General features: G+C 58.1%; 17 protein-coding genes. 4 read left to right on the plus strand and 13 right to left on the minus strand.

Annotated elements, in window-relative coordinates:
- Positions 1-3: 3 nt before the first annotated feature.
- Complete coding sequence (locus G5171_RS10850) at positions 4-1,050, minus strand: ABC transporter substrate-binding protein (RefSeq protein ID WP_216980244.1); 1,047 nt, start codon at positions 1,048-1,050, stop codon at positions 4-6.
- 227 nt (positions 1,051-1,277) lie between these two features.
- Here G5171_RS10850 and G5171_RS10855 point away from each other — a divergent pair, with 227 nt between their 5' ends.
- Complete coding sequence (locus G5171_RS10855; RefSeq protein ID WP_201990674.1) at positions 1,278-2,099, plus strand: UTRA domain-containing protein; 822 nt, start codon at positions 1,278-1,280, stop codon at positions 2,097-2,099.
- Positions 2,100-2,155: 56 nt separating this feature from the next.
- Here the strand turns inward: G5171_RS10855 and G5171_RS10860 are convergent, their stop codons facing one another.
- Both G5171_RS10860 and G5171_RS10865 read right to left on the minus strand, forming a co-directional pair.
- Positions 2,156-2,920, minus strand: coding sequence for a helix-turn-helix domain-containing protein (locus G5171_RS10860; protein WP_005336490.1), 765 nt, complete (start codon positions 2,918-2,920; stop codon positions 2,156-2,158).
- Between the two features lie 545 nt (positions 2,921-3,465).
- Positions 3,466-5,577: a phosphocholine-specific phospholipase C gene (locus G5171_RS10865; protein ID WP_421260165.1), complete on the minus strand. Its 2,112-nt coding sequence runs from the start codon at positions 5,575-5,577 to the stop codon at positions 3,466-3,468.
- A gap of 1,334 nt (positions 5,578-6,911) precedes the next feature.
- Between G5171_RS10865 and G5171_RS10870 the strand changes: the two genes are divergently transcribed.
- On the plus strand, positions 6,912-7,538 hold the full coding sequence (locus G5171_RS10870) for a porin family protein (protein WP_421260166.1): 627 nt from the start codon (positions 6,912-6,914) through the stop codon (positions 7,536-7,538).
- Between the two features lie 89 nt (positions 7,539-7,627).
- Here G5171_RS10870 and G5171_RS10875 read toward each other — a convergent pair whose 3' ends face one another.
- From G5171_RS10875 to G5171_RS10915, 9 genes are all read right to left on the minus strand, one after another.
- Entirely contained in the window at positions 7,628-8,626 is a 999-nt protein-coding gene (locus G5171_RS10875) for a sensor domain-containing diguanylate cyclase (protein WP_421250871.1), read from the minus strand.
- A 281-nt stretch (positions 8,627-8,907) separates the two neighbouring features.
- The gene (locus tag G5171_RS10880; protein ID WP_421260167.1) at positions 8,908-9,372 is read right to left on the minus strand and encodes a GNAT family N-acetyltransferase; all 465 of its coding nucleotides are present in this window, start codon (positions 9,370-9,372) and stop codon (positions 8,908-8,910) included.
- Between the two features lie 418 nt (positions 9,373-9,790).
- Complete coding sequence (locus G5171_RS10885) at positions 9,791-10,501, minus strand: hypothetical protein (protein WP_421260168.1); 711 nt, start codon at positions 10,499-10,501, stop codon at positions 9,791-9,793.
- 380 nt (positions 10,502-10,881) lie between these two features.
- Entirely contained in the window at positions 10,882-12,945 is a 2,064-nt protein-coding gene (gene recD, locus G5171_RS10890) for an exodeoxyribonuclease V subunit alpha (protein WP_421260169.1), read from the minus strand.
- Entirely contained in the window at positions 12,942-16,550 is a 3,609-nt protein-coding gene (gene recB / locus G5171_RS10895) for an exodeoxyribonuclease V subunit beta (RefSeq protein WP_421260170.1), read from the minus strand. The genes recD and recB overlap by 4 nt, the downstream gene beginning before the upstream one ends.
- A complete protein-coding gene (recC, locus tag G5171_RS10900; RefSeq protein ID WP_421260171.1) occupies positions 16,550-19,903 on the minus strand; it encodes an exodeoxyribonuclease V subunit gamma in 3,354 nt (1,117 codons plus the stop codon). The genes recB and recC overlap by 1 nt, the downstream gene beginning before the upstream one ends.
- Before the next feature lie 244 nt (positions 19,904-20,147).
- A complete protein-coding gene (locus G5171_RS10905; RefSeq protein ID WP_005342720.1) occupies positions 20,148-20,540 on the minus strand; it encodes a DoxX family protein in 393 nt (130 codons plus the stop codon).
- Between the two features lie 39 nt (positions 20,541-20,579).
- A complete protein-coding gene (locus G5171_RS10910) occupies positions 20,580-21,266 on the minus strand; it encodes a pirin family protein (RefSeq protein ID WP_058053590.1) in 687 nt (228 codons plus the stop codon).
- A 30-nt stretch (positions 21,267-21,296) separates the two neighbouring features.
- Positions 21,297-21,629 (minus strand): hypothetical protein, encoded by a 333-nt coding sequence (locus G5171_RS10915; RefSeq protein WP_216979691.1) that lies wholly within the window; start codon positions 21,627-21,629, stop codon positions 21,297-21,299.
- A gap of 256 nt (positions 21,630-21,885) precedes the next feature.
- On the opposite strand from G5171_RS10915, the gene G5171_RS10920 reads away from it, so the two are divergent.
- Positions 21,886-22,800 carry a LysR family transcriptional regulator gene (locus tag G5171_RS10920; RefSeq protein WP_005342714.1) on the plus strand — a complete coding sequence of 305 codons (915 nt, stop codon included), beginning with the start codon at positions 21,886-21,888 and terminating at the stop codon, positions 22,798-22,800.
- 99 nt (positions 22,801-22,899) lie between these two features.
- Positions 22,900-23,319 carry a hypothetical protein gene (locus G5171_RS10925; RefSeq protein WP_421245223.1) on the plus strand — a complete coding sequence of 140 codons (420 nt, stop codon included), beginning with the start codon at positions 22,900-22,902 and terminating at the stop codon, positions 23,317-23,319.
- Positions 23,320-23,510: 191 nt separating this feature from the next.
- Here G5171_RS10925 and G5171_RS10930 read toward each other — a convergent pair whose 3' ends face one another.
- On the minus strand, positions 23,511-23,861 hold the full coding sequence (locus tag G5171_RS10930; protein ID WP_005342709.1) for a hypothetical protein: 351 nt from the start codon (positions 23,859-23,861) through the stop codon (positions 23,511-23,513).
- Between the last annotated feature and the right edge of the window lie 120 nt (positions 23,862-23,981).

A 23,981-nucleotide genomic window follows, 5' to 3' on the forward strand; every position in this document is an offset into this window, starting at 1 on the left:
TCCTTACTGCATGTAGATCATGACGTTCTCTTGCCACTGACGCGGCAGGGCCTTGGAGCTCTGCTCCCAGGCGGCGTGATCCTGCACCGGCTTGGCCTTGGCATACTGCTCGGCCGGCAGCAGCTTGGCCTTCACGTCATCCGGCAGCGCAACGTTGCTGCGGATCGGGCGGGCATAGCCACGGGCCAGGTTGATCTGACCGGCATCGGAGAGGATGTATTCCCGCGCCAGCTTGGCGGCGTTGGGGTTCTTGGCCCACTTGTTGATGATGGTGGTGTAACCGGCGATGACGGAGCCGTCGCTCGGGATCACCACCTCAAACTTCTTGGGGTCGATCTGGTCGCGGTAGTTGAGGGCGTTGAAGTCCCACAGCACCCCCACTTCCACCTCGCCCTTCTCGATATTGGCTATGGTGGGGTCGTTCAGCGACAGACGGCCCTGCTGGGCCAGCTTGCCGAACAGCTCCAGCGCAGGCTTGAGATTCTTCTCGCTGCCGCCGGTGGCATAGGCCGCGGCCAGCACGCCGTTGTTGGCCTGCGAGGCAACACCCACATCACCCAGCGTTACCTTGTAGTCGCCACCCAGCAGGGATTGCCAGCTGGTGGGGGCGGCCTTGACCAGATCCTTGTTGATCAGGAAGGCGATGGTGCCGGTATAGGCCAGCATCCAGTGACCGTCCGCATCCTTGGCCCAGTTGGGAATATCGGCCCAGGTGGAGGGTTTGTAGGGCTGGGTAACACCCTGCTTGACCGCAACCGGACCGAAGGCGCCGCCCACATCGCCGATATCGGCGGTGGCATTGGCCTTCTCGGCGGCGAACTTGGCGATCTCCTGCGCCGAGCTCATGTCGGTATCCTGATGCTTGATGCCGTAGATGCTGCCCAGCTGCTGCCAGGTATCCTTCCAGTTGGCCCAGCTGTCGGGCATACCGATGCTGTGGAGCTGGCCTTCGCCGCGGGCGGCCTTTTCGAGATCCGCGATATTCTCGGCTGCAAAAAGTGGTTGGCTGACGGCCACCAGGGCCAGTGCACTTGCGATCACGCTTTTCATCATTCCATCCCTCTGGACTAGGTCAGTTAAGGTTCGAGAGGGATGCTAGAGGGGAATTGTGACGGTCGCGGGGCGTTTTGATGGCAGTTTGATGACAATCACCCTGTCATGGCGCTGTCATCCACAGCAGTTACAACTCTGAACCCGAGTGAGGCTGGACTACTCCAGTAAGGGCTGAACCAACAAGGGCTAAGCCAGCCCGCACAGCCAAGATTAGCGACAGGGATATGAGCGTGATTGAACCGAGATTGAGCGAGCAGAGAGTGAACGAACAGAGCATGGCCGATGGCCGCTCCTCCTCCAAGTGTGAACAGATTTGCCAGACCCTGCGCCGCTATATCGGCAGCGGCCAATTGGGGGCCGGGCAGCAACTACCCGCCGAACGGGCCCTGAGCGAGCGTTTCGCCACCACCCGCATCACCATCAAGGAGGCGCTCTCCAGCCTCGAAGCGGATGGCCTTATCTACCGGGCCGAGCGGCGCGGCTGGTTCGTGGCCCCGCCTCGCCTCACCTACGATCCAGCCATCCACACTCACTTTCACCAGTGGATCGGCGAGCAGCAGCGCACCGCCGAAACCCGAGTGCTGGCCCACGGTAGCGAGCTGGCCAGCAGCGAGCTCTGCCGCTGGATGGGGCTGGATCCTTTTACGCCGCTCTACGAGATCCGCCGTCTGCGTCTTATCGATGGCCGCCCTGTGCTACACGTCAGCCATCACCTGCTGGCGAGTCGCTTTCCCGATATCGCCAGCGCACCGCTGGCGAGCTCCCTCACCGAGCTCTATCAGCAGCGCTATGGCATAGGCCAGGGCGGGGCGAGTCTCGAGATCACTCCCTCGGCAGCACGGGGCGCCATCGCCCGCGCCCTCAATCTGGCGGAGGGGAGCGCCGTGCTACGGCTGGTGCGGGTCAACTACGACGAGCGAGGCGCTCTGGTGGATTGCGATATCGAGCACTGGCGGCCGGATGCGATCCGAATCTGCCTCGATACGCGAGCGTTGCAGCCGCTCGCAGGCAAGCCGCAGCAAACCCGGCTCGCAGAGCAGGGGTGAGTCGGCACGCAACGCCAGCCTGGAAGGGGGAGGCGGATCCTCTGGATCCGCCGGGATCAGTTGTCGATATTGGGGATCATGTCGTCGAAGCTCTGGTAGCCGCAGTCGGCCAGTTGCAGCGACATGGTGTAGGTCTTGGCGTGCTCCTGCTGGCCGATGGCGGGGCGGTTGAGCTTGATCTCCTGATGCCAGTACTCCTTCATCCGGTCGATCAGCGCCATCGCCTCCCCCTCGTTGAGATGCAGCTGGCAGAGCGCCATATAGTTGTTCGACTTGTGCATGTTCTCCACCAGATACTCCCCCAGCACCGACATTGCCTGCCGCGCCTGCTGGCGGGCGAAACGGCTGTGCTGCTCGAAGCTGATGCGCTCGCTGATCAGGAAGTGGTAACTGTTGTCGATACCAAGCTGCAAAATGCCGAGCTTCTCCAGCTTGCGCAGATAGAGGTAGCAGGAGGCATCGGTCAGGCCGTACTCCCGCTTGAGATCGATCAGCGTCTTGTCGCGCCAGAAGATATTGGCGAGAAAAGCGTAGAGCCCCGGCTCGTTGTGAAACGCCTCGTCCTGCTCCTGGGTAAAGACGGCACGGCGGCTCTGGGCGTCCTGAGTGCGATCCAGCAGCTCCTCGAACGAGAGCCCCACCAGATGGCAGATCTCCAGCAGAGTATCGAACGGCAGCGAGGGCTTGTTCATCATCCGTTTCACGGTCGCGATGGAGACCCCCATGGCTTCTGCCAGGGTCTGATAGCGGATCCCCTTGTCGGTCAGGGTCTTCTTCAGGGTGTCGAGAATATTGTTGGCCAGGGTCTGGCTGTAGGTCATGCCACTCTTCCTTGTTATCGCACTTTCATTGCATGGTTATGCCGAGTCAGCTTCTGACCTGTTTTTACCTTCAAGGCTCAGATATTGACACCGAAAAAACAGCCTAGAGAAAAAATCGCCTACAATGCCCATCAGGACAGACCAGTTGAACGATGAGGTCTCAGAATGTGACACCAGACAGTGCATATCTTTCAACCCGCAAACATTTTGCTAGTGCTGCATAGAACATCGCGCATAATCGAAACGTATCGAATTCAAGACCCTTCCTGGTTGAGAAATCGATTGTTTGCTTCCAAATTTTTATCTTTTAAACCGTAAGGTTTTTTCTCTTTCCTGGCATTGGGCGGCGCTGATAGCACCGCCCTTTTCTTTTAATTGCATCCGGCAGCAAAGCCAACGCCCCGGCAACTCGCACAAATATCAAATAACCGTTAGTTCCCGGTATCGGGTACAAGAAAGCGACAGCAAATGGCAAATGCACCTGCTTTATCAAGCGCAGCGAGGTCCTGGGGGGAACTCCCGCTAACCTGACTGACGCATCTTGACTAGATACCCATAATGGGATCAGAAATAGCGTGCTGTCCGGTCTCTATACGACCAGCATAACGGCGCTGCCAACGCTCACCATAGCGAACCGTAACGTCATACCAATTACCCTGCCCAGCCAGTTCGATACGCTGTTCCAGCACCTGACGAGGAGCCAGCTCCAGCAGCAGCAGATCACCGAGATAAACTGTGTTGTCCAATGTCAGCGTCAACACCTCATCCTGCAAATTGGTCAGCGTCAACAACAACGCCGGTTGCGTCAGGTCATAGCATACGCTCACATGCGCTTTGCTTTCCTCTGTACCCTCCCCTGTGAAAGCGCGGTGATAACCGTTTGGTCCAATCAACCAGATGTTGTAACCCTCAGTAGAAGAGACCGGCCAGTCATCCACCATGGTTTCCTCGCTGGCAAGCACATACCGACGCGGTATCCCGTCGAGTCGCAGCTTGTCATAGATATGAAGCAATACTCCCTGCGCTCCGCTATTGCTCATTTTGATGGTCAAACGGCCAGCTGACTGTTCTGCATTGACATGTACCTCATATGGTAATGCTCGCGAGGGGCGAACACCCATCGTCTGACGCGGCACCTGTTGCAGCTCCTCCGAGGGCGGAATCAGCTGCGCTAGCTGTTGCTGCTGCTTCACCAGGTCGTAGGCTTGGGCTTTGGTCAGCCTGGGGAGTGTTGGCAGCTGTTCATCATTGGGATTGTTAAAATTGAATGCCGAGCTCAGATCACCACAAATGGCGCGACGATATGTGCTGATATTCTCCTCTCTCACACCAAATCTGGCCTCAATGAAACGCAATACCGAGGTATGATCAAATACCTGAGAGTTAACCCATCCCCCCCGACTCCAGGGGGAAATAATCAGCGCAGGCACTCGGGGACCGGGGCCATAAGGGCGATGATCTGAATGATATTCACCACTCATGTCCAGAGTACATCCCCCCAGCAGCTCACCGTCCAGCAAGGTTGGTGGGGTCGGAGGGGGCGCGTGATCGAAAAAGCCATCATTTTCATCAAAATTGATGATCAGTACTGTTTTACTCCACACCTCTTCATTGGCGGTCAAGGTATCGAGCACCTCTTGCATATACCAGCCCCCCTGAACCGGGCTGGAAGGGCCGGGATGCTCGGAAAAATCAGCCGGCGCCACAATCCAGGAGACCTGTGGCAAGGTTCCTCCAATCACATCTTCGCGCAGGGCCTCAAGAAACCCCTTATCCGGCATGGTGTTGCTTACCCCTTTAAGTAGCGGATTAAGAAAATCATCATCTGGATGCCATGCTGGATAGGGGAAGCCATTGGCCAGATTACCACGCTGTTCGTTGGCTATACGGTAATTAACAAAACCCGCTAATGGATTATCGGTAAAATTATCTGGCAAATTTTGATATAGCCGCCAACTTATCCCAGCCGCTTGCAATCGCTCAGGGTAAGTGCGCCACTGATAGCCTTGATCCGATTTTCCAAGAGAGTCAAAGTCATTATTGATAGCGGGGGGGTTGGTGTCATCAGGATGATTATTAGTACCGGTCCATAAAAAAATCCTATTGGGATTGGTACCACCATGAAAAGAGCAGTGATAGGCATCACAAATGGTAAATGCATTAGCCAAGGCAAACTGAAAAGGCACTTCCGCTTCGGTATAATACCCCATGGATTGTTGCTCTTTATAGGTCGGCCAACTATCCATTTTCCCATTGTCCCATGCAAACTGGGCATCATTGAACAAATGCGGAGTACCGTTCACTCGTTGGGCATTACCTATGCGACTATCAAGATGATAAGGCGTTAAAAGACGAGAATACTCAGCACTCTTGAAACTCTGCCACCACACAGACCCATTCACTGTTGGAACAGGATGACGATCGCCAAAACCTCGTACCCCATAAAGGGTGCCAAAATAATGGTCAAACGACCTATTTTCCTGCATCAACACCACAATATGCTCAACATCCATGATCGAGCCATGCACATTATTGGCAGGAATACTGAGGGCTTTGGCGATTGATGGATAAAACATGCTTGACGTTGTTACAGCTGCCACAGCAGCTCCGGAGAGCTTAATAAATTCGCGGCGACTTCTATCTACATTTCCAGACATAAAAACGACCTTGATAAATTAATTAAGCATTCACGGCGGACAGTGCACATCATGGGATTCAGGTGTCACAATTGTCTCTGTACTGTCACTATCATTACTGTTGTGACAACCAGTTATAACAACCAAGCAAAAAACAAATAAAAGCAACCTCAGATTTAGCAAACCAGTTATTTCCATATTATATCTCCGCAAAAAACTATATTTCCAACGGCCTGTTTAATCCACACAACGCTACGCCTTATTTATGAAGTAAACATGACAAAATCCGCTCTTAATATTTATAACTCATGACAAGCTGAATGGGAGCTTAACAAAGTTAATTCTTTAAGCATGAGCCTGCCATTTAGCTAAAAATATACTGTTTGCTTTATAACTATTGCTATATCTGATGATTGATAAACAAGGCGACGGCAGGATAGTTGTCATACTCTTGGGATAAAGAATATCCGGGGATATTGAGAATAATATTTACGCCTATTTTCTCATCGCTTTTAACTCGAGAGATTACAGGTTGAATTGAAGCATGCTGTAGTAAAAAGCCCCCGATGACATCTCGAATATTAAATCAAATTGCAAGCCATCAACGGTAATCAAGTAATATTTAGAGTAATATATACACCAATATCCATCTGTTTTTTTAAAAACAGACAAGCATTTTGAAATACGCCTTCTATAAAGAGCTCGCCAAAATTAATCGCGCAGCACTACGAATTCCCCCGCCCCCTATCGATACGCGCAGTCCGGAAGACAAAACACAGCCTAAAAGAAAGCCACACGGAGCCCATTGCAACACCCTCGCCCCCTCATCCGGGCTGGCCAAAAAAGCCTCAAAAGACCACCGAAAACCACTTTGGGAACAATCCCAAATCTAGATAAGAGCGAAAACAGATAATCTGATAGATTTTTTCTCACAGCATCATCTTGCCTGCCGCTCAAATAACAACCAAAAAGACACAGAACAGGATAAGTAGCATCTAAAATACCATTTTTTTGATCAACTAAACATGATCCCACTCAGGGTAAAAAATTATACCGATAAAAATCAATCACATATGGCTGATGGTGAGCACTTTAATCACCATTGAACACACCACTTAATTATTTCAATCTCAATAAAGCTAAAACTCTAATAACACCATTTATTAAACAATAATGGCCAGCCTGCAGCTGGTCTTATTTAGATGGATCTGCAAACCACTATCTTGTTATTCATAAACTCGCTGACTATACTGCGCCCCTCTGTAAAAGCAGAGCAATAACGGAAATATAAAAAACCTCATGGATTGAGCGACATAAATCACACGCAGTTCACGCAACATAAGGTTTATTTATCCATGAACAAGTTTAATAAAATTGCAGCTTTCTCCCTGATTGCTCTGGCCATGAATGGCAGCGCTCATGCCGAAGGCTGGTATGCAGGTCTGGATCTGACCACCTCCAAGATGGATCTCGACGGTGACCTCCAGCGCGTGTATGACGCCAAAGTGATCGACGACCAACTCGACGGCGGCAGCCTGATCGTGGGTTACAGCTTCAACCCCTGGCTGGCCGTTGAAGGTGGCCTGCACGCCCAACAGATGGATCAACTGACCTGGGTGACCTCCCAGATTGCGACCGGCTTTGCCGACACCACTATCGAAACCCGCAGCATCAGCCTGGCCGCCAAGCTGAGCCAGCCGCTGGCCTGGGGCTTCAGCGCCTATGCCAAGCCGGGCATTGCCTACACCCGCACCGAAGTGGACGTTGTCGGCAACGTCACCATCCTGGGTCTCAGCGGTCAGGTAAGCGAGAGCGCAACCAAGAGCAAGGTACACCCCAATCTGGAAGTGGGTCTGGACTACGCCTTCAACGATCACTTCTCTGCCGGTATCGGTTACGAGCGCCAGTTCAACGCCCTGAGCCTGGGTGACGAGCACTACTCACTGGATACCTTCAAGCTGGGTCTGCGCTACCACTTCTAAGTCGCACCTCCCCCAACCATGCTGTTGTGCCTGAATGCAAAAGGGCCGCAGGTTTCACGCCTGCGGCCCTTCTATTGGCTGATGTGTCGTCAGCAGATCTGGTTCTTGCCCTGCTGCTTTGCCTGATAGAGCGCCCGATCGGCGCGTACCATCAGACTCTCCTTCTGCTCGCCCTGATGATACTCCGCCACTCCGAAGCTCATGGTGGTGACACCGCGGGGACAGATGGGGTGCGTCACCATCAATGCCTGAAACTTGTTCGCCACCACCAGCGCATCGTCACGGCCGGTATTGGGCAACAACACCATAAACTCGTCACCGCCCCAACGAGCCAGCAGATCGATCTCGCGGATATGGTCGCGCACCAGCGACACTATGTTAATCAGGGTCTGATCCCCGATATTGTGACCATAGCTGTCATTGATCTGCTTGAAGTTGTCCACATCCATGGCAATCACGGTAAAAGGCAAGTGAAAGCGGCGCGCCCGCTCGCACTCCAGCTGTAACGCCCGCTCCAGCCGGTAGCGACTGGCGGCACCGGTCAGGGCATCAGTCTCCGCCAACTGGCGATTCTCCTCGACTCTCTGTTGCAGCGCCTCGTTGAGTCGTACCAACTCGGCGGTGCGCTCCGCCACCAACTGCTCCAGCGACTGATTGCGCAGCTCCAGCTGCTCCAGCAGTAATTTGCTGGCGTGGATATTGCGATGAGCACCGATCATCCGCGCCACAGAACCATCAGCGTTGCGCTCTATGATGCGACCACAATCCTCAATCCAGAGGTAACTGCCATCCCGGCAGCGGCAACGATACTCGGCACAATATTCAGACGCCTTGCCACCCAGGCAGGCATCGAACTTCTCCATCACACCGGCCAGATCATCGGGGTGGATCACCCCCTCCCAGGTGAAGACAGTATTGCCGAGGCTATGGGGCTCGTAGCCCAGCATCCGGTACCAGCCGGGGTTGCGATAGACTAAACCGGTATTGGCGTGCCAATCCCAGATGCCATCGCTGATCACCTCCAGAATGCCATGCACCACGGCTTCGCTGACATCCGAGATCCTGATCGTGTCACTGTCCTGCAGCATAGTGGCCATCCTTATTCTTCTGCCCCGCGCCAGTTCGGGGCCGTGCTAATTCCAGTCTCAAACACCGACTTGGCATACTGCAACAACGATGTCAGCCAGATCCCTACTCTACCACTGCTTTACCGGTTATCGATCGCTAACGACATGGGCTAAATCAGGGTGTCAGTAAGTGTGGCTCAAGTGCGCCCTGTTTACCGGATTTAACTCGCGATTCAGCCAGTTGGGGGATGGGAAAAATGAGGGGGTACGCCGGAGCAACCACAGAGGTCACTCGGCCAGAGTCAGCCGATAAAATCCGTCTCCTGATGTTTCGGATTGGGGCGCAGAAATACCCAGCCGAAGCGCCGGTAATGGTTCAAGGCCCGCACATTGGTGCGACTCACGGAGAGGATCGCCCATTTGCAGCCCGCACCCAGCAACTGCTGGCGGATATAGGCCTGCAACACGGCAGCCAAACCGGTGCCACGATATTCGGGGAACAGATAAATCAGCTGCACATAGCCGGTCTCGGGCTCATCGGAAAAGCTGCGAAACTCCAGCTGACCCACCCGTTGTTCACCCGCCCAGACATGAAGGTAGTGCCATTGCGCTTGCCCCAGCCTTTCGCGGATCCGCTCCCGATAGCCGTCGATAAAGTCGGCAAAGCCGTCATGGGTATGAAAACTGCAAAAATAGACATCCCTGCGTGCCTGCACACAGAGCTCGTAATCCCGATCCAGATCGATAGTGTTAAATTCAAGTCTCAAGCAATGACATCCTGTCGTGTGTGGGTTGGATGCAGGGTGTAATAAGCGCAGCGCATTACACCTTTTGGCAGATAAATAGCAGCGGTGCAATTCACTTCGTTCATTGCACCCTACCGGATTTCACAAAGCGGGCGAAATTGGCATTGTGCCAACCTGCGCCCCTCACCCTAGCCCTCTCCCAGAGGGAGAGGGGATAAAGCAGCATCAGAGATATGGTGTTAGCAATCACGTTATAACCACGGGGCCAAACCTCCCTTCTCCCCTTGCGGGAGAAGGGTCGGGGATGAGGGGGAGGAAAAAAGAGATTACGCAGTAAACGTTGGGCTTCACTACGCTCAGCACCAACCTACACAATCGGTAGGTTGGTGCTGAGCCTGCGAAGCCCAACATACGAGATAGGAATTAGGGGGATCGAAAACTAAACAGTAAGCGCTGGCATTGAGATGGAACGTCTTGTGTTCTTTGGTAGATATGAACCGTAAGGAAAATATACATTTAATACTTCATCCGTTTTGTATTCCATCAGGCTAACTCTAATTCCTCTTTGTGGAAGAGTTTCTCTCTGAAAATCTGAAACCAACCCCACTACTTTCAGTAGTGTTAATGCAGGAAATATATCTTTATAGTTTACACCTGTTTTTGAAATTATTTTTGATAAGGATACCTCTGAATGTTCATCATCATTCCCTCTGATCGCAAGTAAATATAACGCTAGTTTAAGCGCATGTAATTCAACTGGGTGGCGATTCGATATCATTTTAAAAAAATTAACATTCCCACCCTTATCAACAACATCTTTAATAGGAAACTTGCACCACCCAGGATTATTATAATTAGGTATGCTATATATCCTAACTCTTTTGCCACTTGCTTCAATTATATTATTGCCTATAAGCCATTTCAACGCACCACTAATTACTGTGCGACTCAAGTTAGCGACAGATGATATCTCATCATAAGTTATAACACAGCTATTTCTAGGATTATCACTTGGCGCCAAACGAATGCATATCAATATATATATTTTTATGACAGCAATATTTACAGCAACATTTTTATTAGCATTTAAATCTTTCAATTTTCCACTGGAGATCCATTTTGATGGCATTTTAGCCCATGACAACTGCATTATACTCTCCCCAGTAATAAAGCAACCGCGAGGAAAAAAATAGAAAGACATAATACAAAAAATGACAATGAAGCAGCATTTTTTGACACAAAATCCAGTAACTCAATAACCTTATCCAAAAGATCCATTTAGTACCCACCTATACGCACTGTGGCTCATGTGCAGGCATTATGTAATGCAAGAAGGAGCTTTCCAATAAGGAATTACTAGTCTCTTCTAGAGATATGCAATGCATAACACACTGATATTAAAAGAAAAGCCAACTCTCATTAGTACATAAGAATACTTCATTAGTACATAGCGACCCCCAGTTACTTACCACCTGACCGTTTAATCAAGCGTCGTAAAACGGTAGCAAATCCATTTACCACCGCCATTAATCACTCCCCCAACCTCTCCGCCAACCCTGAATAACGCTCGGTCTTTTTCCGTACCGCCTGTGCCAGCAGGGCGCGATCGCCGTAGAGATCGAGCCGGGCCTTGGCGCGGGTGATGCCGGTATAGACCAGCTCACGGGTCAGCAGCGGGCTGGGGCTGTCGGGCAGCACCAGCACGGTATGGGCAAACTCCGAACCCTGGGATTTGTGGATGGTCATGGCATAGACGGTCTCGTGGGGCGGCAGCCGGCTGGGCAAAAGCGCCCGCAATGTGCCATCCGGCTGCTCAAACCAGACCTTGAGCCGCCCGGTTTCATCGGGCAGGCAGAGCCCCATATCGCCGTTGTAGAGGCCGACCCCGTGGTCGTTGCGCACCACCATCACAGGGCGACCGGCATACCAGTCGCCGTCGCGGGCAATCAGGCCAGCCCGTGACAGGGCCAGTTCGAGCCGCTCGTTAAGACCCAGCACCCCGAACGGGCCATCGCGCAGGGCACAGAGGATCTGGAAGCTGTTGAATGCCTTGAACACGGCGGCGGGCGCTTCCCCCGCGTGGGCCGCCTTCAGATAGCTACCGTAACCGGCAACCCCCTGGGCAATCAGGGCGTCGTACGCCTCCCCCGCCCAGGGGTGCAGGCTGATATCGGCGAATCCTGCGCCCCAGACTGATTCCACCGCCGTGGCATCGCCGCTGTTGCAGGCGCGCGCCAGCTGGCCGATGCCCGAATGCTGATCAAAACGCCAGCTCTTGGCCAGCAAACAGAGGCTGTCGCGCACCGGCGCCCCTGCGGGCGTGCCCTGCAAGCGGTAGCCGGTCTGGCGGGAGAGCCAATCCGCCTGCGCCGGGCTGATGCCCTGTTCGATAAAGCTGCAGATATCGCCGAGCACGGCCCCTGCCTCCACCGAGGCGAGCTGATCCTTGTCGCCGAGCAGGATCAGGCGGGCATGGCTGGGCAGCGCATCGAGCAGGCGCGCCATCATCGGCAAATCGACCATGGAGGCCTCATCCACCACCAGCAAGTCGAGGTGCAGCGGGTTGCCCGCGTGATGGCGGAACTGGCTGCGCCCCGGAATGACCCCGAGCAGCCGGTGCAGGGTGCCCGCCTCGGTGGGGATCGCCTCCACCCACTCGGGGGGCAGATCGAGGGCCTGCAGGGCAGAGCCGATACTCTCGGTGAGGCGCGCCGCCGCCTTGCCGGTGGGGGCCACCAGCCGGATCGCCGGCGCCTTGCCCGCTTGCAGGCCGGTCTCCACCAGAATGGCGAGCAGTTTGGCGACCGTGGTGGTCTTGCCGGTGCCGGGGCCGCCGGAGATCACCGCAAAGGGGCGCGCCGCCGCCGTGGCCGCCGCCAGCTTCTGGCCGTTGCAGCAGAGCGCCTCGGGCACCAGCGCATCCAGCTTGCTCAAGTCGCTCGCCGCCTGGGCACTGGCCAGCAGCCCTTCGATGGCGAGCCAATCAACTTCATTGGGGAACACCAGATCGAGATACTTCTCGATAAAGTGGCGGGCCGAGAAGTCGGGGGCGAGGCGGGCGTTGAGCAGCGCCGCGAACACCAGCCCGTAGTCGCGGGCAAACAGCCGCGACAGGGCCGGGGCAATCTCCGGCCATTCGGCACGTTCACTCAAAGCGCGCAGATGGCGGGCCACCCCCAGTTCAAAATCGTGGTAGCGGGTGAGGTAGAGCCGCCCGTGCCACAGCCGCAGCGGCCAGCGCGGGGCTAGCCCCTCATCCTGTTCGGTACCCACCAAGGGACTCTCTGCAAACAGGGCGGGCCAGCGGGCAGGATCCGCCAGATCCCCCAGCAGATCCCGGCTCTGCTGGGGATCCAGCCCGAACGGGCGCAGGGATCCGGCGATAAGCATCTCCAGCGGCAGACAAACATGGCCGCGCCCCAACTCAAAGCAGGTGAGCGCCGCCCCCAGCACCAGCTCGGGGCTGCCGCCAAGGTCGGCCACCAGCCTGGCAAATTGCAGATCCAGCTGGCGGATACGGCCAGCCAGCGCCAGTGTTTTCAACCGTTCAACCATCATTGCGCTGGTCGCGGTGCTGATCATGGTGCCGCTCATGCCTCTACCTCGTTCAATGCTTGGGATCCCGCTGCTGGCAGCTCACTGCCTTCGCTAAACAACTTATCCAGCCCCAGCACCAGTTCACGGCTCGGGCGGGTATGGAAAATGCCCCCCTGCGGCATGCCGCGCAGGAACAGATAGAAAACGCCGCCAAAGTGCTGCTCGAAGTCGTAACCCGGCAGGCGCAGGGTGAGCAGCCGGTGCAGCGCCAGCGAGTAGAGCTGGTATTGCAGGTCGTAGCGGTGCTCGGTCATCGCCCGCTCCAGCGCCGGACGGCTGTAATCGGCGGGGCTCATGCCGAGGTGGTTCGATTTGTAGTCGAGCAGATACCAGCGCCCCTGCCACTCGAACACCAGATCGATAAAGCCCTTGAGCATCCCCTGCACGGTAGCAAAGCTGAGCGGCTTGTTGCCCCGCGACAACGGGTCGTGCTGCTGGCAGAGCGCGGTCAGCGCCGGTGCCGTCACCCGCCCCATGGGCAGGAAGAACTCCAGCTCCACCTGTTTGTGCTCGGGGGCCAGATCCCGCAGCCGCACCGGCTCGCCAAAGCCTGTCTCCAGCGGGGTATCCAGCACCGCCTCCACCTGCTGTTGCAGCACTGGCGCCCAACTCTCGTCAAAACCATCCTGCGCCAGCAGGGTGGCGATATGCTCTGCCAGCGGCTCGCCGCCGGCACTTTGAAAGTCGATGGTCTCGAACAGGCTGTGCAGCAAGGTGCCGGGGCGCGCCCCTTTCGGGAAGGTGAAGATGGAGGGCTGGGGCGCCTCTTCCGGTTGCTCGGAAGCCAGCGCGGCCGCCTCGGTCACTACCTCGTCATCGAAGCCGGGGTTGGCCAAGACCCCCTTGCTGTGACCGTGGCCCTGCGCCGCCAGCCCGGAGTAGGAGCTGATCCACCAGTCCCGCTCAAGGGAACCGCTAAAGTGGCGCACCTGCGGCTCGCCCAGCTGCTCCTCCTCTATCGGCAGCGGGGCCGGACGGGTGAGCGAGGGCTCACCGACGGCCACCCCGGGCAGCGCCTGTGCCAGCTCGGTGAGGGCGGTCGCCAAGGTTTCGGCATCCCCCTCCTCGCCCTTTTGCAGCAGGTAACCGATGGCGGTGTGGTGCAGGTCGGTCTTCTCCGACTTGCCCGACCCCGCCCGCACCGGCGCCAGCCCCAGCCAGGTGGCGTAGACGCCCCGGGTCAGCGCCACATAGAGCAGCCGCAAATCTTCGGCAAGGCGCTCGCGGTCGGCCTCCGCCAGGGAGCCCTCGGCACCGGTCAGATCGAGAATGGTGCGATTGCCCGCCTCGTCCGCCTCGTGATAGAGCGGGGTCTCGGCGGTTCTGTGGCTGCAGATAAAGGGCAGAAACACCAGCGGGTACTCCAGCCCCTTGGATTTGTGGATGGTGACGATCTGCACCAGCTTGCGCTCGGATTCGAGGCGCAGTACCTGCTCAGCATCCTGCCCGTTGGGGCGACTCACCGCCTCCCCCAGCCAGCGCAGCAGGGCGTACTCCCCGTCCAGCTCGCTGCTCACCTGTTGCAGCAGCTCGCCAAGATGGAGGAAGTTGGTCAGCCGCCGCTCGCCATAGGGGCTCGCCAACAGCGAAGAGGCGAGATTGCGCCGGTGCAGCAGGGCCCGCAGCATCGCCAGCACGCCGCGGCGATGCCAGATCTTGCGGTACTCCATAAACTCCTGCACCGCGCTCTCCCACGCCCGCTCGTCGCTGGCCAGCCCATCGAGCGCCTTCGCGTCGAGATCAAACAGCCCGGTGGCGAGCGCGGCCCGCAGGCTGCGCTCTTCGCTCGGGTTTTGGCAGGCGTGCAGAATCAGCAAAATCTCCCGCGCCTCCGTCTGCTCCAGCACGCTCTCGCGGTTCGACAGATAGACGGAGGCGATGGCGAGGCGCGCCAGCTCCTGCTGCACCAGCTTGCCCTCGCTGCCGGTGCGCACCAGCACGGCGATATCCCCGGCCTTCACCGCCTTGTCACCGATCAATGCCTTGCCCTCGCGGGCCAGCGTCAGCAGGCGGTGGATCTCGGCGGCGGTGGCGCGGGCCATCTTGCTCTGGTAATCCCCCCGGTTGAAGGTGGGCTGGCCGGTCAGCTGCCAGCAGTGGAGCACAGGGGCGGTGGCGCCATCGAGCAACAGCGCCTTGCTCTTGCCCTGCGCCTCCACCGGCAGGAAGGGGATATCCGCTTCGTAGATAAAGGGATCTTTCGCCCGCTCGAACAGGCCGTTGACAGCCCCCACCAACGCACTGCTGGAGCGCCAGTTGCGCCCGAGGGTGTAGTGGGCGCTCACATTTCGCCGCGCCTGAATGTAGGTAAAGATGTCGGCGCCGCGAAAGCCGTAGATGGCCTGCTTGGGGTCACCGATCATCAAAAGCGCCGTGTCGCTATGGCCGCCGTAGAGGCGATGGAAGATGCGGTACTGCTGGGGATCGGTATCCTGAAATTCATCGATCATTGCCACTCGGTAGGTGGCGCGAATGCGCTCGCAGAGCCGCTCGCCAAGGCTGGAGCCGAGCGCCCCGTCGAGATCTTTCAGCAGGTCATCGAACGAGAGCTGATGGGCTTGGCGCTTGCTGGCCAGCATCCGGCTGCGCACCACCTTGGCAGCCCGCTGCAGGATGAGATCCCGAATACCGGGGCGGCTCGCCAGCAACTCGTCTATCTGGCTGAACAGCAGCAGGGTCGGCACGGCGCCCCCCTTCTTGAGGTTCTCCTCCAGCACCCTCTGGCCGAAGCGCTCCAGCTCCTTGGGAATGGCGTAGCCACTGCTTTCGTCTTGCGCCCAGTCGGCTATCTTGGCAAGCCACCCTTCGTAGTTCTTGCCGGTGTAGCGGCTGATCTGGCCGTCGGTCTGGCGGCGGATCTCGTCCGTCTGCGCCAGCCATTCGTTTTTCACTGCCGCGATGCGGCTCATGGCCGCCTGATGGCGGGCGGCGAGGGTCTCATCCCCCAACGCGGGGTGGATCTCCAGCTCGCTATTGTCGAGCCAGCTGCCCATCTCCCGCAGCAGGGCGGCGGGGCTCGGCCAGAGCGCGCGCACGGCGCTGGCGAGGGCTTTATCCACCGGATAGAACTCGGCGCGCCAGTAGTCGCTCACCGCCTGCAGCCTGAGCTGGCTGTCGTCGGTAAGAAATTCGGTTTCAAAGAGGGCACCCGATTCGAAGGCGTTCTGCTTGAGCATCCGCTGGCAGAAGCCGTGGATGGTAAAGACCGCCGCCTCATCCATCTGCCGCTCGGCGGCCAGCAGGCGACGGGCCGCCAGCTCGTGATCCGCCACCTCGGCCAGCAGTTGGGCCAGCAGGGTGTCACTGCTGTGGCCGCGCATAAAGGCGAGCCGCGCCTCGTGGATGCGGCCGCGGATCCGCCCGCGCAGCTCGGCGGTGGCCGCTTCGGTAAAGGTCACCACCAGAATTTCGGTTACCGAGAGCGGCCGTTCATGGGCGCTCGGCTGACCGGCATCAGCCCCCTCTTCGATGAGCGGACCGTGGCCCAGCAAGAGGCGTAGATAGAGACCGGCGATGGTGTAGGTCTTGCCGGTACCGGCGGAGGCTTCGATCAGTCGTTCACCATGGAGGGGAAAACGCAGGGTATTGAGCGGGTTAGCCATTATTTCAGCTCCTCCAGGGTCTTGAGCAGCGGGGTCAGGTGTTCGCGGGCCAGCGCCTGCAACTGCCCCAACACCTCGTCATCGAGTTCGGGGAAGCAGCGGGCGACGTAAACGTCTTGCCCCTCCCCATTGATCATCCAGCCGCCATTGAAACGGGTGAGAGCCGCCTTGTCGGCCGCCTCCGGCTTGTCGGGATCCTTCTCGATCGCCTTGAGCCAATCCCAGGCGGTGTTGGGGAAAAACGGCAGCGGCCGCTTCATCCCCTGCGCCCAGCACGCCACCAGCGCCGCCAGCTTGGGGCGCGCCTCGTCGGCAGCGAGCTTGGCTAACCGCAGACTCTGTTTGGCATCGAACAGCAGGGTGTCGCCGGGGGCGCCGCTGAGGGAGAGGCAGAGGTGCTGGATCCAGCCCAGCAGCAGATCCTTGCCGTTGAAGCTGCCGGGTTTGACCACCAGCAAACGCCCCTTCTGGGTGTCGATCCACCCTTGCAGCTGACCCTGAGTCAGCGAGATATCGATCTCCACCGCCTGCTTTTCTGACTCATTGGCAGCAACCCATGGCCGCAGCCGATCCGCCAGCTTGCCCATCTCGGCATCCAGATCGTCCAGCAGCAGGCTGCCGAACCACCCTTGCGGCAGCAGGCCGGTGAGCTGCAACCGCTCGCGACACTCGGTACTTTCACCTTCCGCCAGATGGGCATCGAGCAGCAGATCTTTCAGCTGGTAATGTTGCAGGCTATCCAGCTCGAACGGCTCGCTGTCCTCGATGTTGGCTTCGTTCAGCTCAAACCACACCTTGAGACGGCGGTTGAGGAAATATTTGGTGGGCTGTCGATAGAAGCGCAGCAGCTCCGCCAGCTCCAGCCCCTGCTCCTTGCCCCATTCGGGGGGTAAAGGCAGCTCGCCGCTCTGGAAGTTGGCAGCGCCGCGCACCGGATTGAGGGCAGGCAACCAGTCGGCGGCATAGGTAAAGAGGCGCGAACCCGCCTCCGGGTAGAAGTAGTTGCGGCTGTAGGGGGTGAGCGGATGCGCCACCATCAGGTGGCTGAGCAGCCGCTTGCCGGAGGTTTCGTCGTCGAGATCCTCATCCCCCGCCAGCACAAAGCCCTGCCGCACATAGTCGATCAGCTCCGCCAGCAGCACCGACGGCACCTTGTCGCTGTTGTCCTGCGCGCTGAAGCCCTGATAGCTGATGTAGAGCCCCTGCTGGGCACTCAAGAGCGCCTCGAGGAAGAGGTAGCGGTCATCATCGCGACGGGAGCGATCCCCGCGCCGGCCCGCCACCGCCATCAGATCGAACCCCATGGGGGCCAGGGTGCGCGGGTAGACACCGTCGTTCATGCCAAGCAGGCAGACCTGCTTGAAGGGGATGGAGCGCATCGGCATCAGGGTGCAGAAGTTGACCTGACCGGCGAGGAAACGCTGGCTGGAGCGGGACTCTCCCAGCACGCTGCCGAGGTAGTCCTGCAGCAGGTCGGCGGTGATGGGCTGCTCGAAACGGGCCTCGCCGAGCCGGGTCTGCCACTCGACCAGCTGGCTGCGAATAAGCTGGAGCTGACGCTCTTCATCCTCGTCGGCCAGATAGAAGCGCTCCAGCAGCGCCAGCAGGCAGGCGTTCCACTCGGCCAACGGCTGGGCCTGTTGCAGGCGGGGCAGGAATTCGGCCAGCGAATCGACGAACCAGGCGAGCTTGCCGAGCGCCAGCCCCTGCTGCCCCTCGATATCGGCATAGGGCAGGATGCCCGCCACCGGTTCACCGTCGCCCATGGCAAAACCGAGCAGCATGCGGCGCAGGCCGAACAGCCAGCTGTTGCCGGACATGGGCGGCAGATCGAACCGCACGGGATAGCCGTCATCCAACCCCCAGCGGATGCCGGTCTCCTGCACCCAGACCCGCAACTGGTTGAACTCGTCGTCATCCAGCTCGAAGCGGCGCAGCACGGCGGGCACCTCGAGAATGGCCAGCAGCTCCCCTGCCCCGAAGCGGGCGTTGGGCAGCCTGAGCAGGGCGAGGAAGCTTTGCAGCAGCGGGCTCTCCTGATTCGCCGCCCGATCCGATACCGCAAAGGGGATCTGGCCTCGCGCGCCAAACACCGCCTGAATGTAGGGGCCGTAGCTGTTCACATCCGGCATCATTACCACCACGTCTTTCGGGGTGAGGGTCGGGTCCTGCTCGAACAGCGCCAGCAGCCGGTCGTGCAGCACCTCGAGTTCGCGCATCGGGCCGTGACAGGCGTGGATCTGCAAGGATCCATCCGCCGGATCGATCGGGCTCTTGTGATGGCTGCTGTCGAGATCGAACTGACCGGCGCCTCGCTCGGCCAGCTCCAGCACATCCTTCTGGATGGCATGCAGCAGCTTGATATTGCCCTTGCCATCCACCTCGTCGATATCGACGAAGGCCTCGATTTGCGGCACCTCCAGCTCCATCAGCTGATGCAGGTAGTCGCGCCCCAGCTTGCCCATGGAGGCGAGCAGCGGGTTGGCGGGGCCCTGCAATGTCTCGATATCGGTGCCGGGTTTGAGCTTGTTTTCGAGGCGCGCCAGCGTCTTGCGATCCAGCAGATCCCCCCAGTAGTAGCGGCAGGGGTTGGTAACGAACAGATGCACCTCCACCTCAGGCCGACTGCCGAGGGCCAGCAGCGCCTCCACATAGCGCGGCGGCAGCGCCGAGATGCCGAATACGAACACCCGCTGCGGCAGCTTGCCCGGCAGATCGGCAGTACGCTCCAGCTCGTGGATAAACTCCTCGTAGAGGTTGGCGCGGTGGTAGCCACTCGGAGAGAGCGCCAACGTGCGGGCCACCAGCTCACGCCACAGCTCCGGCTGCCAGTCCTGACCGCTCACTCCGGCCAGCTCCTGACTCAATCCTTCCCCCTCTTCCCAACGGGCGATCCAGTCCGGCCGATAGACCAGATACTGGTCAAAGAGATCCGCCACCTTCTGGCAGAGCTGCCACAGCCGCACCTGCTCGGGATCCCTGGCAGGATCCTCCTCATCTCCCCCGCCCAGATAGGCGGCGAGCGGGGCAAAGGCGGGCCTGTCCAGCAAAGCAGGCAGAATGGTCATCAGCTGCCAGCTCATGGAGCCCTTGTTGTAGGGGCTCTGACGCGGTACATCCGCCAGCACCCGGGTGAACATCTCCCAGATAAAGCTGGCGGGCAGCGGAAAGTCGATATTGGCGGCGATGCCGAAGGCTTTGGCCAGCTCCAGCTTGAGCCACTGTGCCATGCCCGGACTCTGTACCAGGATCTGCTCCCGCTCGAAGGGGTGAGAGAGAGGGGCCTGCCGGATGCGGCTCACCAGCAGCTCCTTGAGCAGATCAAGCTGATTGGAGTGGTAGAGGGTAAACATGAGCAATTCCCGCCTGTGGATGAGAGGGGGCGAGGGAAAAGGCAAGCCATTTCCGTCACTTCACAAGAGAAGGAATTGTCGGGGATCGGGGGATAAGATGCAAAAGGCACTTGTGGCCAGCAGGCGGGTAAACCGCTGAACCATGAGGGGCGCCGCAGATTTGTGCAGTACTATCTCGCAGACAGAAAAAAGCCGGTGCAGTTGCACCGGCCAAAAGGCTTGGAAAACTCAAACTGACTGGCTGTTACCAGTTTTTGCCGAGACGGGCATCCAGACTGAAAGCCCCTGCTCCGGCCGCCGCCAGCGCCAGGAAACCTCCGGCCACTGAGACGTTCTTCATAAACATCAGCATCTGCATCTGTTCAGCAGGCTGATAGTGGAAAATAAAGGCAGCCATCAGGGTGAAACCGGCCAGCAGCACGGAGAGGCTGCGGGTAAAGAGACCCAGCACGACGGCAAGGCCACCACCCAGCTCAAGCAGGATCACCAGCGGCAACATAAAGCCCGGTACGCCCATCGCTTCCATATAGCCCTGAGTACCGGCGTAGCCGCCGATCTTGCTCCAGCCCGCCATTACGAACATCAGCGCCAGCAGTACACGACCCGCCAGCAGCGCTACATCTTTCATCTTGTCCATTTCATCTTCCTCGTTTGTGTCACATCACCGCTGACTGCTTCAGGGTAGGTCAAATAACAGGGCTTGGGTGGCACTGGTCGCAACCAGCTCCCACCGGTATTCATCACGACTGAGCACCCCGTCGCCGGGTCGGGCAGCCAGACCGTTGGCGGTCAGCTCCCCTGAAATCATCTGCAGGTAACCGTGTCGGCCAGCCAGAGCCCATTCGAGCGTCTCGCCCGGGGCCAGTTCCAGCCGCCATACGCGGGCCTGTTGGCGGATCCGCAGCGATCCATCCTCGCCATCCGGTGACGCCACCAGCGTCATGCCCGGTCTGGACTCTATCTTCTTCTGCTGATATCCGGGTGGCGTGCCAAACTCGTTCGGCTCGATCCAGATCTGCAACAGGGAGAGAGGATCCGTCTGCGAGGGGTTGTACTCGCTGTGGCGGATCCCGCTGCCTGCGCTCATCAGCTGGAAATCCCCTGCCGGGATCTGCTCGGCATGGCCGAGGCTGTCCTTGTGCTCTATGGTGCCTTGCAGCACGCAGGTGAGGATCTCCATGTTGGCGTGAGGGTGGGTGGCGAATCCGCCACCCGGCGCAACCAGATCCTGATTGATCACCCGCAGTACCGAGTGCCCCATCCACTCCGGGTCATAGTAGTGACCGAAGGAGAAACTGTGGCGCGCGTCCAGCCAGCCAAAGTTGGCCTTGCCCCGCGCTTCTGCGGCTCTCAATTGCATCATGGTCTGCTCCTCATCTACCGGGACGGTTGATTAACGCTGTTTGCCGCTACCGATACCGAACGGAATACGGTATTCGCTGCTCTGGTCAGCCAGGCTGACAGTCAGGTTGCCCTGGGTACGGCTCGGGATATGCACCTGCTGGGTACCGGTCAGGTTGGCGTGGACTGATGCCAGCAGATCGCCAGACTCGTCACGCACTTCCAGCATCGGATTGCTTTTGCCATACATCGCAGCAGTGGCGTTCCACTTCACAAACAGCACGCCCGGAGTGGCGTTGAAGTCTGCCGGTACGGCAGCCTGCGCGAAACCAGCGGTCATCAGGCCTGCAGCGGCCAACATCTTGATTACGTTTTTCATGTTCATTCACTCTCTTGGTTTTATGTCATTGCCAAGGCCGTTTCGGCCAGAATCAATGCATCCATGCAAGAGGTTATTCAAATAGTGTGTTGTTCTTTCACCGACATCAGACAGACCGAATTGGTGTGTCACAGTGCGGAACTTCCCGCATATTTGGCCGCTCGGCGTTCCTGCCCAAGCGATAATTGAATATTAAACGTGCTTGACCTAACTTGTTAGCGAGATAATCTGGCAAACATATTCAAAAAAATTGAAGGTGATAATGGCCAAGGAATCGAACAAGGAGCGGGCGCTGACCCTGGAAGCCATCCGGGTACTGGACGCCATCGACCGCCGCGGCAGCTTCGCGGCGGCCGCCGACGAGCTGGGCAAGGTGCCATCAGCGCTCAGCTATACAGTGCAGAAGTTGGAGGACGAACTGGATGCCATGCTGTTTGACCGCAGCGGGCACCGCACCAAGTTCACCCCGGCCGGACGCATGCTGCTGGAGCGAGGCAGGGTGCTGCTGGAAGCAGCCGAACATCTGGTGGGCGAAACCCGGGCGCTGGCCCGTGGCTGGGAGACCGACATCACTGTCGCCGTTGATGCGCTGACTCCGTTGCAAACACTTTTCCCTCTGGTTGAGCGACTGGCCGAACAGACCGATACCCGCCTGCGGCTACGGGCCGAGGTGCTGGCAGGGAGCTGGGAGTGTCTGGAAGATGGCCGTGCCGATCTGCTGATCTCCACCATCAACCCGGACATCATGATGACCGGCATCAAGCATCAGGTGCTGAAAGAGGAGGTGATGCTCTATGTCGCCCACCCTGATCATCCCCTCCACCAGGAGCCGGAACCGCTGGCAGATGAGACCCTGCGTCGCTACCGCGCCATTGCGGTCGCTGATACCGCCCTGCGCAAACCTGTGCTCACCTATCGCCTGCTGGACAAACAACCACGCCTCACCGTCAGTTCCATGGCAGAGAAACGGGATGCCCTGCTGGCGGGGATCGGGGTCGGCACCATGCCGAAGAGCTGGATTGACGAAGATATCAGGGCCGGGCGGCTCAAGGTGATCAGCCCCGAATACCGCCATCAGTTGCAAGTAGTGCTGGCCTGGCGGCGAGACACCATGGGTAAGGCCAAAAGCTGGTTGGTGCGGGAGATACCAAAACTGTTTATGGCTGGCGAAAAATGAGAGACAGTTAACAGAAATGTTAATTGCATGCCTCACTTGACGCCCAATATCTTTGCTGATTTCATAGCCGCCTCATTGAACCCATGGAAGCTGTAGAAAATGAAAAAGAGTTTGCTGGTTGCCCTCACCACCCTGCCCCTGTTTGCCAATGCCGGCCTGATGGACTCGCTGACCGACAGCGTCACCAGCAGCGTCAAGGATGCGGCCAGCACCGCCGTATCCGGAGCCATGGATAGCGCATCCAACGAAGCCATCAAGAAGGCACTGGATATCAAGGAAGGTGGTTCCAACAAGCAGGCGGTCAAGGATAAGCTGGGTGCGCCGGCCTCTACCAAGACCGAAGCCGGTCTGGAAGTGTGGACCTATGACCTGGATGCCCTGAACAAGGCGTCTCCCATGCTGGCCGAGACCACCAAGACCCTGCTGAAAGATACCGATGCTACCAAGAAGAACGTGGTCATCAAGTTCGAAGGGGAAACCGTCAAGAAAGTAGCCCTGACCGACAAGGCTCAGGGCTAAGTTCACTCGTCCGGTGGGTAGGGCGAAACCCCGCACCGGTACAGATGGCAAGAGGGGGAGCATCAGGCTCCCCCTCTTTTATTGGCAATTGTCTGCATTCAGACAAGCTCTGTCGCTCAACACAACAAGAGCAAAAAGGGTGGCCCTGGCCACCCTTTGGGTTTGTCATGTGGTCTGCTACTGCAGCAGCGTTACTGGTTCGCTTCGGCGAACTGCTTCATCGCTTCGGCGTGCTTGGTCATGCCGGCGGCACGCTCGTTGAGGTTCTTGATGAACTCCGCCTTCTTGGCAGGATCCTCTATGCGATCATAACGTTGCTGCAGGTTGGCCTGGATCTGTTCCGGGGTCATGTTCTGCATGCGGGCCATCTTGTCATGGCGACCACCATGGTGCTTGCCACCCATCATGCCACTACCGTCCATCGGGCAGTCCACCATGGCTCCGGGCTGGCCGGTGGGGGCAGCTTCACTGGCTGCATAGGCGCCCAGCGGCAGGCCAAGGATCAGGGTGGCAGTCAGCAGGGTTTTGGTCAGCTTTTTCATGGTCTATCTCCTGTAGGGATGATTCTGGTTCGGCGCTCTTGCCTTGCCCTCAAGTAAACACCCTATCGGTGTCTGAACTTTGCCAGCATCGCCCTTTTTTGTAGCAGAGTGTGGCATCGT

Origin of the sequence: Aeromonas sp. 600774 (assembly GCF_049175075.1) — a bacterium.
GTDB lineage: Bacteria > Pseudomonadota > Gammaproteobacteria > Enterobacterales > Aeromonadaceae > Aeromonas > Aeromonas veronii_A.